This window comes from Bacillus sp. 1735sda2, assembly GCF_024159245.1.
Taxonomy (GTDB): Bacteria; Bacillota; Bacilli; order Bacillales; family Bacillaceae; genus Bacillus; species Bacillus pumilus_O.
Window position 1 is genome coordinate 1,056,420 of sequence record NZ_JAMYWZ010000001.1, and the last position, 10,852, is coordinate 1,067,271.

At 39.6% G+C, this 10,852-nt stretch carries 14 protein-coding genes; 11 read left to right on the forward strand and 3 right to left on the reverse strand.

Translation table 11 applies throughout. From position 1 onward, the window contains the following. Nucleotides 1-26 precede the first annotated feature (26 nt). The 6 genes from NKR21_RS05340 (at nucleotide 27) to NKR21_RS05365 (ending at nucleotide 5,187) form a co-directional block, all read left to right on the forward strand. Entirely contained in the window at nucleotides 27-302 is a 276-nt protein-coding gene (locus NKR21_RS05340) for a barstar family protein (RefSeq protein WP_012009484.1), read from the forward strand. Nucleotides 303-468: 166 nt separating this feature from the next. Then, entirely contained in the window at nucleotides 469-1,419 is a 951-nt protein-coding gene (locus NKR21_RS05345; RefSeq protein ID WP_144456116.1) for an ABC transporter permease, read from the forward strand. Continuing rightward, entirely contained in the window at nucleotides 1,412-2,362 is a 951-nt protein-coding gene (locus NKR21_RS05350) for an iron chelate uptake ABC transporter family permease subunit (protein ID WP_119124658.1), read from the forward strand. Before NKR21_RS05345 ends, NKR21_RS05350 begins: the two co-directional genes overlap by 8 nt. After that, nucleotides 2,353-3,111, forward strand: a complete 759-nt coding sequence (locus tag NKR21_RS05355) for an iron ABC transporter ATP-binding protein (protein ID WP_144456114.1) — start codon at nucleotides 2,353-2,355, stop codon at nucleotides 3,109-3,111. Before NKR21_RS05350 ends, NKR21_RS05355 begins: the two co-directional genes overlap by 10 nt. A gap of 22 nt (nucleotides 3,112-3,133) precedes the next feature. Beyond that, on the forward strand, nucleotides 3,134-4,078 hold the full coding sequence (locus tag NKR21_RS05360; RefSeq protein ID WP_144456112.1) for a siderophore ABC transporter substrate-binding protein: 945 nt from the start codon (nucleotides 3,134-3,136) through the stop codon (nucleotides 4,076-4,078). A gap of 140 nt (nucleotides 4,079-4,218) precedes the next feature. Then, a complete protein-coding gene (locus tag NKR21_RS05365; RefSeq protein WP_144456110.1) occupies nucleotides 4,219-5,187 on the forward strand; it encodes an LCP family protein in 969 nt (322 codons plus the stop codon). A 68-nt stretch (nucleotides 5,188-5,255) separates the two neighbouring features. Here the strand turns inward: NKR21_RS05365 and NKR21_RS05370 are convergent, their stop codons facing one another. Continuing rightward, nucleotides 5,256-5,618, reverse strand: a complete 363-nt coding sequence (locus NKR21_RS05370; protein ID WP_144456108.1) for a YhjD family protein — start codon at nucleotides 5,616-5,618, stop codon at nucleotides 5,256-5,258. 151 nt (nucleotides 5,619-5,769) lie between these two features. Here NKR21_RS05370 and NKR21_RS05375 point away from each other — a divergent pair, with 151 nt between their 5' ends. Both NKR21_RS05375 and lepB read left to right on the forward strand, forming a co-directional pair. Continuing rightward, on the forward strand, nucleotides 5,770-6,387 hold the full coding sequence (locus NKR21_RS05375) for a TVP38/TMEM64 family protein (RefSeq protein ID WP_144456106.1): 618 nt from the start codon (nucleotides 5,770-5,772) through the stop codon (nucleotides 6,385-6,387). Beyond that, a complete protein-coding gene (lepB, locus tag NKR21_RS05380; protein WP_041815362.1) occupies nucleotides 6,387-6,899 on the forward strand; it encodes a signal peptidase I in 513 nt (170 codons plus the stop codon). The genes NKR21_RS05375 and lepB overlap by 1 nt, the downstream gene beginning before the upstream one ends. 35 nt (nucleotides 6,900-6,934) lie before the next feature. Here the strand turns inward: lepB and NKR21_RS05385 are convergent, their stop codons facing one another. Next, the gene (locus tag NKR21_RS05385; RefSeq protein ID WP_144456198.1) at nucleotides 6,935-8,080 is read right to left on the reverse strand and encodes an AbrB family transcriptional regulator; all 1,146 of its coding nucleotides are present in this window, start codon (nucleotides 8,078-8,080) and stop codon (nucleotides 6,935-6,937) included. Nucleotides 8,081-8,346: 266 nt separating this feature from the next. Here NKR21_RS05385 and NKR21_RS05390 point away from each other — a divergent pair, with 266 nt between their 5' ends. The 3 genes from NKR21_RS05390 to NKR21_RS05400 are packed head-to-tail and all read left to right on the forward strand — an operon-like array spanning nucleotide 8,347 to nucleotide 10,069. After that, nucleotides 8,347-8,769 (forward strand): BlaI/MecI/CopY family transcriptional regulator, encoded by a 423-nt coding sequence (locus NKR21_RS05390; RefSeq protein WP_088002149.1) that lies wholly within the window; start codon nucleotides 8,347-8,349, stop codon nucleotides 8,767-8,769. After that, entirely contained in the window at nucleotides 8,762-9,601 is an 840-nt protein-coding gene (locus NKR21_RS05395; RefSeq protein ID WP_088002147.1) for a M56 family metallopeptidase, read from the forward strand. The genes NKR21_RS05390 and NKR21_RS05395 overlap by 8 nt, the downstream gene beginning before the upstream one ends. 57 nt (nucleotides 9,602-9,658) lie before the next feature. Next, nucleotides 9,659-10,069, forward strand: a complete 411-nt coding sequence (locus tag NKR21_RS05400; RefSeq protein ID WP_144456104.1) for a DoxX family protein — start codon at nucleotides 9,659-9,661, stop codon at nucleotides 10,067-10,069. Nucleotides 10,070-10,265: 196 nt separating this feature from the next. Here NKR21_RS05400 and NKR21_RS05405 read toward each other — a convergent pair whose 3' ends face one another. Continuing rightward, nucleotides 10,266-10,712 (reverse strand): ferritin-like domain-containing protein, encoded by a 447-nt coding sequence (locus tag NKR21_RS05405; RefSeq protein WP_041815371.1) that lies wholly within the window; start codon nucleotides 10,710-10,712, stop codon nucleotides 10,266-10,268. Between the last annotated feature and the right edge of the window lie 140 nt (nucleotides 10,713-10,852).

The following is a 10,852-nucleotide window of genomic DNA, read 5'->3' on the forward strand; positions in this document are numbered from 1 at the left end:
ATAAAGGCAGGAGAGGGGAAGATGACATGAAAAAAGTGCAGCTGGATGGCGCATTATGCAGAACACAAGAAGAGCTTCATGACCAACTAAAAACAGTTTTACACCTTCCTGACTATTACGGGAAAAATCTTGATGCTCTATGGGACTGTTTGACAGGAGAAGTAAATCTGCCAGTAGAGCTGACATGGGTGAATTTTGACACGAGTAAGGACGCTCTTGGAGAGTATGCTGAAAGCGTAAAGCAATTATTTAAAGAAGCAGAAGAGGAATTAAAGGGACAATTCCAAGTGAGTATTCAATAACGTTGAAAAAGCAGCCGCTGCCGCAGGCTGTTTTTTTTATGAATTTCTGTCTTTCCCATTCTGGTATTGAATATTTCACTAAATGTGATAATATATGAACTGTCGTTTAATTGATAATGATAATCATTTATAGCGGAAAGAGTTTGATAGAAAGTGAGAAACTAGGATGAAGTTGTATCAATTAAGTTTATTATTTGTATGTTTGGCATGTGTATCACTGTTTGTCGGTGTACAGGATGTGTCCATTTTACAGCTGTTTCATTTAACAGATGAACAAGTGCATACGTTAGTTTCAAGTCGCATCCCGCGTCTCATGAGTATTGTGCTTGCTGGCATGAGCCTTAGTTTATGCGGCTTTATCATGCAAAGCATGACGAGGAATAAATTTGTTTCCCCCACCACTGCAGGGACGATGGATTGGGCGAAGCTTGGTATTTTAGTCGCAATGCTTGTTTTTACGAATGCGAGCCCGCTCATGAAAATGGGAATCGCGTTTCTATTTACTTTAGCTGGGAACCTTCTATTCTTAAAAATTTTGCGTCATATTAAGGTGAACGATACGATCTATGTACCGTTAGTCGGCTTAATGTTTGGCGGGATTGTCAGTTCAATATCTACGTTTATAGCCTATAAATATGATCTGATCCAAAACGTATCCGCATGGCTTCAAGGGGATTTTTCTCTTATTGTTCAGGGACGTTATGAACTGCTCTATCTGAGTGTTCCACTATTGATCATTGCGTATTTATATGCTGACCGCTTTACAGTAGCAGGTATGGGTGAGAGCTTTGCTGTTAACTTAGGTTTAACGTATAAACGTGTGATGGCGGTTGGTTTGGTGATTGTTTCGATGATTACATCTGTCACCATATTAACTGTCGGAATGCTGCCATTCCTAGGCTTAATCATTCCGAATATTGTATCGATCTACCGCGGCGATCACTTGAAAAAGAGCCTTCCGCATACAGCCTTACTAGGAGCCATTTTTGTTCTGATTTGTGATTTGCTCGGGAGGGTGATCATTTATCCATATGAAATTTCAGTTGGGCTTATGGTCGGCATCATCGGGAGTGCGATCTTCCTGTACATGTTATTAAGGAGGAAACGCTATGCATAAGAAACGGACATTATACCTGATTGCAGCCATTGCAGCAGTGCTGATCGTGATTTTCATTACCTATCAAATGGGGTACTGGCCGTACACAGTACCAAGTCGATTAAAGAAAGTGCTGGCGATGACATTGACAGGAGGCGCGATTGCCTTTTCATCTGTTGTCTTCCAAACCTTGACCAACAATCGAATCTTAACGCCGAGCATACTAGGTTTAGATGCACTTTACTTGTTTTTGCAAACAGCGATTATTTATCTATTTGGTTCGACCAATTTCATGATCGTCAATAAAAACCTGAATTTTTTCCTTTGTGTTGGGCTGATGATTCTATTTTCTGTCCTGCTATATACAGTCATGTTCAAACGCAAAAATAAGCACATTTTCTTGCTTCTGCTTGTCGGAATTGTGTTTGGGACATTGTTCAAAAGCCTTTCTTCTTTTATGGAAATGCTAATTGATCCAAATGAATATCAGGTCGTACAAGATAAATCCTTTGCGAGCTTTAATCACATGAACACAGATATCTTACTCATTGCTTCTATTTTATTTGCGGCGCTGTGCCTTTACATTTGGACATTCCGCTCCAAATTAGATGTCATGTCACTTGGGAAAGAGCATGCGGTGAATCTAGGGATTGACTATGACAGCATCACAAAAAAGATGCTGATCGTGATTGCTGTCCTTGTGTCTATCGCAACAGCACTTGTCGGACCGATTACGTTCCTCGGCTTACTCGTCGTAAATGTTGCACGAGAGCTTTTTCGGACATACCGGCATACATACTTGCTACTTGGCTCTTTTTTCATCAGTGTGATTGCCCTTGTAGGCGGAGAGTTTCTTGTAGAAAAGGTATTTACTTTTCAAACGCCGCTTAGTGTATTAATTGATTTAGTCGGCGGACTGTATTTTATTTATTTACTGTTAAAGGAGAGTCGTTCATGGTCTTGATGAAGGGCGTCAGTAAGGCGTATAACGGAAAAACAGTGCTTCACGACACAACAATCAGTTTGAAAAAAGGACAGCTGACCTCTCTCATTGGTCCGAATGGTGCGGGAAAAAGCACACTTTTATCCATCATGAGCCGCCTGATTCAGCCAGACTCAGGTGCAGCTTATTTAGAAGACAAGCCATATAGCGCGTACCCACCACAGGAACTAGCGAAAAAGATGAGCATTTTAAAGCAGGCCAATCATATGAGTGTGCATCTGACCGTTCGGGAGCTTGTCAGCTTTGGCCGTTTTCCTTACTCACAGGGCCATTTGACAAAAGAGGATGAGAAAATGATCGATGTGTCCCTTCAGTACATGAAGCTAACCAATATCCAGCATCAATATGTTGATGAACTGAGCGGCGGACAAAGACAAAGAGCCTTTATTGCAATGGTGCTGGCGCAGGATACAGATTATATTTTCTTAGATGAGCCTTTAAACAATTTGGATATGAACCATTCTGTCGAGATGATGAAGCTCTTTCAGCAGCTCGTCAAAGAGCTTGGGAAAACCATTGTTGTAGTGCTCCATGATATTAACTTTGCCTCTGTGTATTCCGATCATATCGTCGCTTTAAAAGATGGAAAGGTCATCACAGAAGGCGGAGTGGATGAAGTGATTCAAACAGAAGCACTTGAACAAATTTATGACATGCGTATACCGATTGAAATCATTCACGGTGAGCGCATTTGCTTATATTTTTCTTAAAAAAATGAAGAGGTGATGACATATGAAAAAATGGATTTGGATGATGACTGTGTTAACCGCAATCGTCGTACTCGCTGCCTGCGGGAACCAAGGAAAAACAGAAGGAACAAAAGAGGAAACCGTCACGGTAAAAGACATGCTCAACAAAGATGGTGTGAAGATTAAGAAAAACCCGAAAAAAGTAGTCGTGTTTGATATGGGAAGTCTTGATACGCTAGACAAACTAGGTGTGAACGTGACAGCTCTACCGAAACAAGTCGTACCTAAATATTTATCGAAATATGAAGGAGACAAATATAAAAATGTCGGTGGATTAAAAGAGCCGAACTTTGAAAAAATTGCAGAAATCGATCCTGATTTAATCATTATTCAGCATCGTCAAGCAGATGCATTCGATGAATTTTCTAAAATTGCCCCTACGATTTATATGGATGTAGACAATGCCAACTACATGGAATCATTTAAAAAGAATGCTACGACATTAGGCAAAATTTTTGATAAAGAAGACAAAGTCAAAGAAGAGCTCGCAGCCATTGATCAAAAAGTGGATGCTTTAAAGAAACAAGCAAAAGAGATAAAGAAAAATGGGCTGGTGATCATGGCGAACGACAGCAAAATGACAGCCTTTGGTCCTAAGTCTAGATACGGTCTTATCCACGATGTGTTTGGGATCACACCGGCAGATCAAAAGCTTGAGCCATCTGATAAACACGGTCAAAGCATTTCGTATGAATACATGGTCAAAACGAACCCAGATTATCTATTTGTCGTTGATCGAGGCGCAGCGATCGGAGAAGAAACTTCTGCGAAACAGCTTGTTGAAAATGATTATATGAAATCAGTCAAAGCGGTCAAAAACAACGATGTGGTGTATTTGAACTCTGACATGTGGTATTTATCTGGCGGCGGCCTTGAATCATTGACTGCCATGATTGATGAAGTAAAACAGGGGATTGACCAAAAATAATAGACCTAAAGCTGCTCATCTTGAGCGGCTTTTTTTATTGTGGATTCATAAAAATATGTTGCATGTAGGAAACTTTCATCAAAATATGTTATAGTGGAATCTACATTGATAGACTAAGATAGAGTGAGGGTTCGGAAAGGATGAAGGAAAAAACGAGATCAAAAACAAGATCCAAAAGAAGGCTGAGACCTTGGGTGAAAGCTGTGCTGTTTATCATGGCTTTTGTCATGGTGATGGCAGTATCCGTCACAGGATATGCTTACTATAAAATTTCAAAAGCGTCGGATAAGGCGCAAGTGTCATTAGAAAGAGGAGAGACCTCGCAAAAGCGTGTGAAAGCTTTTGATCCAGGAAAGGACAGCTTCTCAGTGCTCTTGCTTGGAATTGACAGTCGTCCAGGTGAAACGGTAGACGAAGCAAGAAGTGATGCGGTCTTACTGGCGGCGGTGAACCGAACAGAGAAAACGATAAAGCTCCTTAGTATTCCTCGTGATTCTTATGTTGATATACCAGGAAGGGGTTATGATAAAATCGCCCACGCCCATGCATTTGGGAGTGCAGATTTGTCAGTCAAAACGGTCGAAAATTTGTTGAATATCCCTGTAGACTATGTGATTTCAGGGAACTTTAAGGCGTTTCAAGACATTGTAGATGAACTAAACGGAATTGACGTAACGATTAAAGATGAAGGTATCGCAAAACAAATGGAAAAGGATTCAAAAGGGAAAGTTCATGTGCAAACAGGAACTCATACGTTAAATGGTGAAGAAGCATTAGCCTTTGTAAGAACAAGAAAGGCAGACAGTGACCTTATGCGCGGGAAGCGCCAAATGGAAGCACTTCAAGCCATCTTTGAAAAATCTAAATCCATTTCTTCGATCCCATCCTATGACAACATCATTGATACACTTGGTGATAATGTTTCAACCAATTTGTCCATGAAGCAGTTTATCGTTCTTTTCCCGTTATTGAGCTCATTGAAATCAGTGGATACCATTCAGCTAAAGGGCCATGATTATCAGCCTGGGAATGTGTATTACTTTGAGTTAGATGGCGCTGGATTAGAAGAAGTGAGAACAGAGCTGAGAGAACAGCTTGAACTATCATAAAGAAGCATTAGCCTGCCGCTGTGGCAGGCTTTTTGTTTTGAATGGAGAAGCGCGACAATGAAGCCAATTCAATTCGCTTGATGAAGAAAATAACGAGTCAGCAGTTCCTCTACTCGGTGACGTATACGAGGATTAAAGTATTTATGTTTTTCTTCATAGCCATCCAGGATAAATAGATACGTTGTAAATCCTTCATCGTGTTCAATTTGCTGCACCTTCATTTTTTCTTTACGTAAATGCTGCTTTAGTTCATAAAGTGCTTTCTGTGCTTCCTTTAAGACAGAGGTCACTAGCTGAATGTATGGTTCATTTAGTTTAAATGTTTGATGTTGTTTTAAGTGAGTCAAATCACGATTGAGGATGGAGACGACCATTGGAAGAAAGATGGCCTGTTCCATCATTTGAAGCTGTATTCTTGATAGTCTCGTCATGTCCAAGCCTGCTTTCTTTCTTGATAGAACACACGTTCTTATCTATTATATCGAATGGATCTAATAATCTCAAGGGGGGGGATTCATTTGTATATTTTTATGTTTTCCATGTAAAATGAAAAGTAGACAAATGTTGAAGGAGTCAAACAAGTTGACATCATTTCTTTCCTTATTTACTCATGAAAATATCACATCATTTTTTGAGAGCTACAAGGCCTTTGGACCGATTGTGGCCATATTGCTCCCTTTAATAGAAGCATTTCTTCCGTTTTTACCACTTGTTGCGTTTGCTGTAGCGAATGCAAATGCATTCGGCCTTTGGGAAGGCTTTTTATTGACCTGGATTGGCGCAAGTGCAGGGTCTATTCTTGTCTTTTTACTGATCAGAAAATTTGGACAGATGAGAATGCTCAACTTTATCAGCAGGCATCCTTCTATAAAAAAATTGATGCTTTGGGTGGAGAAACGGGGTTTCGGTCCATTATTTATTTTACTTTGCTTTCCTTTCACACCCTCTGCTGCCGTCAATGTTGTAGCAGGTTTATCAAGAATTAGCTTTTGGCAATTCTCATTAGCTACTTTATCTGGTAAGTGTGTCATGCTCTTTATCATTAGTTTTATTGGTTATGATCTTTCTGCTTTAGTTAAGAATCCGTTAAGAAGTATTTTTGCGGTTCTAGTTATTGCGATATTATGGTATGTTGGAAAGAGAGTAGAAAATAGGTTAAACATTCGAATGAGTAAACGTGAGGACAAAGGAGGCTCTTAATGAAAAAGAAGCCATTGCTATGGTTGATGATTATTACAGGCATCGTCTTATTGTTCCAAGTAAAGAATTTCATGTTTGTCACGTACAAAGTAGAAGGGGTCAGTATGGACCCAACTTTTACAGATGGGACAGAATTATTAATCAATAAGTTCTCGCCAAAACTCACGAAAATTAGCCGGTTTGATTATGTGTTATTTCACGGACCTAAAAATCAAATCTTGATCAAGCGGGTCATTGGACTCCCAGGAGAAACGATCAAGTATGAAGATGATCAGTTATTTGTCGATGGTGAAAAAAAGAAAGAACCTTATTTAAAAGAGCAGAAACAACATAAAATGGGGAACGTCCTAACAGGGGATTTTCAGCTGAAAGCCATCACAGGAGACGATAAAATCAAAAACAATCATTACTTTGTGGTCGGAGATAACCGAATACATAGTTTCGACAGCCGGCATTTTGGCACCATCTCAAAGGATCAAGTTGTCGGTGTCAAAAGAAATACCAGCGAATAAAAAAAGGCGCTCTGCCCATGCAAAGCGTCTATTTTTTATTTTGCGGCTTTATAATCAGGATGCCTTTTTGCCCATACATGATGTAAGAACCGGAAAAACGGTGGCAGCATGGCAATGACGAGAATAATTCTGACGACTTGTACAGCTACAACAAAGGTAGAATCCTCGTGCAGTGTGACCGCTGTTGTTGCCATCTCTGCAATACCGCCAGGCGAAAAAGCAAGGATGGCTGTAATGACAGAAATACCGGTGATCTCAGCAATCGCAATTGAGCTGAGGACAGTGGCAGCAATTAGCCCAGCTGAACTGACGACAGCCACAATGAGAGTGTTTTTTAGTCCGACAAACATCTCTTTATTCATTTTTGAACCGATGGTTGCACCTAGAAATACTTGAGACGCAATGTTCGCTTGTGCTGGCCAATAAGGAATCAAATCATAACCTATGAGTGCCCCCGCACTAACTTGAAGAGCTGCAACGCCTAGCATGCTGCCAATCAGCCAAGGAGCAGGGAAATGAAGACGAACTGCTAGGCGTGACATAAGCCAGGCACCTAAAATAAGCGCAGCGGTCCAAGAGATGTTTGAAAGGGTGAAAACGCCCGAAGAAAAAGCGCTCCCTTGTGTAACGACAGCCACATCTGCTTGGTTTTTTGTATTTAAATAAAACACTGTAAATGGGATAGTGAGTACAACCATTAATACACGTATCGTTTGCACGAGACTCACAACAGCTGTATTGGCTCCCACCTCTTGGGCAATCCCCGGCATAGCGGATAAACCGCCGGGGGCAGTTCCGACAAAGCTTGTCAGCATATCTGTTTTGCTCAGCTTCCATAAGACAAAGCCTGAGAGCATCGCCAGTAGAATAGAAAAGACGAGCATGAAACTCACAGGGAGCCAATTTTCAGCGAAGATGTGAAGGACCTTCATATTCATTTTCTGTCCGAGTTCGATTCCGAGAATGAATTGCCCAAGGAGCAGCCATCTGCTGTGAATACGTAAGGTGCTGGTTCCTTTACGCTGAAACAGGGTGGGGCGGCGCATCGCAATAAAAGCTGCTGTCATTAATGTACCTACCATCCAGCCAATAGACATACCTGTTAAAGACAAAAGAAATCCACCTAAACCGCTTATCGCAATGAGAATGAGATCGGTTCGAAGGCTGTTTCCTTGTTTCATCACATGTAAACCTTCTTCCTATATGTTTGTTCAGTAAGTGAAATGTTGTTAACTTCACTATAATACAAAAGTCTCTATAAATAAAATACGAATTTTTTCACCATTTTCATAAGATTATCTTATCACTAAATGATTGGTACATTTTTATAAAGAAAGATACCATTTTTACCAAAAACAAAATCAATATACAACGATTTTCCCCTATTTTTGTTATCAGTTGACTATCATTTTCAATTACACTACAATGCTTAGTGTGAGGTGATAACATGAAAATTCCTTCTTTTAAATATAATGAAAAGGGATTGAATCGTTTTTTTGGTCCTTTAGAGGGAAGAATTATGGAGATCCTTTATGAAGGTGAGGATATGCCGATTAAAGAGGTGCAGCAAAAGCTGTCAGATGAAAAGCCGATTAATTTCAATACGGTCATGACTGTGCTGAACCGCTTAACCGAAAAAGGAATTGTGGAGAAAAAAATAAAAGGGCGTTCATCTATTTATAATCCTATTTTAACAAAAGAAGAATTTCTCAATGAGCAAACAAAATGGATTACACAAGGACTGATGGACGATTTCGGTCCACTGGCAGTGAACCATATGGTGGATGCGATTGAAAGTGCTGATCCTGAATTACTCAAAGTGTTAGAAGCACGGCTAGCATCTAAAAAAGAGGAGCAGCAAAATGAATAAAATGAAGTCGAGTTTGCTGTTTTCAGGCGGTATATTGATTGGTTTAGCCATTTTTTATCAGATGGGGTATTACGTGCTTTCAAGCTTTTTTGGCTGGAATCAAGCATATAACCTGATCCATGTATGCCAGTCTGTGCTCGAATTCTATGGATTCACTCCTTTAAAATACTTTTTGGATGCCTTGGTCCTTTACACATTGGGTTTTGCGATTTTCTATATGGCAAAGCAAATCAGAAAGTATATTCAATTCAAACGGCATTTGATGTTGGCAGTCGATCAGCCGTCAACCGAATCTCTGTCAGAGACATATCAAAATGATATCATTGTGTTTCATTGCCTTGAACCACTTGCTTTTGCAATGGGGATGTTTCACCCAAAGGTTTATTTATCAACAGCTCTCATGGACATGCTGGATGAAGAAGAGATTGATGCTGTTGTTCATCACGAATTGCATCACAAATACAGCTATGATCCTTTAAAGGCTTTCATGTTCTCAATGCTTACAAAAGTCATTTGGTACATTCCAGTGTTAAAGCATATGAGACAAAGCTACTCTGTTTTTCGTGAAGTGATTGCAGATGACTATGCCATTCAGCAGACAGGCACTGAGCTTGGAGTAGGGCAGGCCCTTTTGAAGCTGATTAAAAAGAGAACCCAGTTTCAAAAACAAACAAAGTTTGCGGTGTCCTTTGGGGATCGGGCATTGAATTTAAGAATACAGAAGATCTTAAACCCAACATACAATATTCCTTTCAATGTACCCATCATTCCCATTGTCACATCAACCATTCTCATGGTGGCCTTAATGATTATGCTTAACCTAAATTACTAATTTTTTTTACTTATTAACATTACATTATGTAGTGTAAAAACAGGAGGAAATCACTATATGAAAACGAATCAAGAAATAGGAACACTTTTCGTACGTGTTATTTTAGGTATTATCTTCTTTCTACACGGACTTCAGGCATATCAAGGAGGTCTGGGAGGAACAGCGGCATTCTTTGGACAAATCGGTATACCGGAATTTATGGCCTATATTGTGAAGACGATTGAGCTGGTCGGTGGTATCGCCTTGATTTTAGGTCTAGGAACACGTATTTTCGCAGCATTATTTGTACCAATTATGGCTGTGGCGATTATTACGGTTGGTTTTTCTAAAGGATTTGTTGGCGGTTATGAATTTGAACTATCGCTGCTCGTCATGGCGCTTTATTTAACACTTAGCGGCAGTAAGATGCTGTCCATTGATGGGATGCTGAAATATCAGCAGAAAAGCAATGAAGCAAAATTTCATTAAACGATCATGAAAAAACTCCTTCTGCTATTTGTGGCAGAGGAGTTTTTTTATTTATCAAATTGTCGTTTTCGCGTTTGAAAAAGGGAAAGAGGTGAGAGGTTTGCTGAAAATAGTCCTTTATTTTATAGATTGAATGAATAAAAAGACGATTTCATTTTTTGACGGAACATACGATCTCCTATTAAAATAGGACTATCTAAGACACATGGTGCGTTAAAAGATATAAAAACCATACAGCATGCTGCTGTTCATCTTGAGCAATACGTTTCATCAGCTCTTTTGTTCCTTGATCCCGGACATAATCTGATACCGTTAAGTAAAAATCGACCGTTTTTTGTTCATCTTTAAATGCGAAAAGAAGCCCTTCTCTAAATTGGTCTGGACAAGGTTCTGTTACGCTTGGTTTGTGGTTTTTACCTGTTAAAGAATAATATAGCTTTGAAAATAGTTGATAGTGTCTGACTTCATCCTGGCGTATTTCTTGAATGATCTTCTTTGCTTCAGGATTTTTTGCCTTTTGGGCAAGTTTTTCGTAGCATTGAATCGCAGAATACTCACCATTGATCGCTTTCTCAAGATCTGAAATGATCCTTGTATTTTGCCGTATGTCATAAGGCGAGTAGTCATAGTAACCATAATACATGATATTGCCAGCCTCCTTTTAGTTCATGATGGTTTATGATATGAAAAGAGTGAGGAAAGGTGCCTATGTCTTTTTCAGAAAGGAGAATAGGAACGTGATAGGAAAATAGCTATTTCCCTTTATTTTCGCTAGAATATGAG

What these genes read in the sequence shown, in the direction of transcription:
- NKR21_RS05340 (WP_012009484.1), top strand. Translation starts at nt 27, where the DNA reads ATGAAAAAAGTGCAGCTGGATGGCGCATTATGCAGAACACAAGAAGAG.
- NKR21_RS05345 (WP_144456116.1), top strand. Translation starts at nt 469, where the DNA reads ATGAAGTTGTATCAATTAAGTTTATTATTTGTATGTTTGGCATGTGTA.
- NKR21_RS05350 (WP_119124658.1), top strand. Translation starts at nt 1,412, where the DNA reads ATGCATAAGAAACGGACATTATACCTGATTGCAGCCATTGCAGCAGTG.
- NKR21_RS05355 (WP_144456114.1), top strand. Translation starts at nt 2,353, where the DNA reads ATGGTCTTGATGAAGGGCGTCAGTAAGGCGTATAACGGAAAAACAGTG.
- NKR21_RS05360 (WP_144456112.1), top strand. Translation starts at nt 3,134, where the DNA reads ATGAAAAAATGGATTTGGATGATGACTGTGTTAACCGCAATCGTCGTA.
- NKR21_RS05365 (WP_144456110.1), top strand. Translation starts at nt 4,219, where the DNA reads ATGAAGGAAAAAACGAGATCAAAAACAAGATCCAAAAGAAGGCTGAGA.
- NKR21_RS05370 (WP_144456108.1), bottom strand. Translation starts at nt 5,618, where the DNA reads ATGACGAGACTATCAAGAATACAGCTTCAAATGATGGAACAGGCCATC.
- lepB (WP_041815362.1), top strand. Translation starts at nt 6,387, where the DNA reads ATGAAAAAGAAGCCATTGCTATGGTTGATGATTATTACAGGCATCGTC.
- NKR21_RS05385 (WP_144456198.1), bottom strand. Translation starts at nt 8,080, where the DNA reads ATGAAACAAGGAAACAGCCTTCGAACCGATCTCATTCTCATTGCGATA.
- NKR21_RS05390 (WP_088002149.1), top strand. Translation starts at nt 8,347, where the DNA reads ATGAAAATTCCTTCTTTTAAATATAATGAAAAGGGATTGAATCGTTTT.
- NKR21_RS05395 (WP_088002147.1), top strand. Translation starts at nt 8,762, where the DNA reads ATGAATAAAATGAAGTCGAGTTTGCTGTTTTCAGGCGGTATATTGATT.
- NKR21_RS05400 (WP_144456104.1), top strand. Translation starts at nt 9,659, where the DNA reads ATGAAAACGAATCAAGAAATAGGAACACTTTTCGTACGTGTTATTTTA.
- NKR21_RS05405 (WP_041815371.1), bottom strand. Translation starts at nt 10,712, where the DNA reads ATGTATTATGGTTACTATGACTACTCGCCTTATGACATACGGCAAAAT.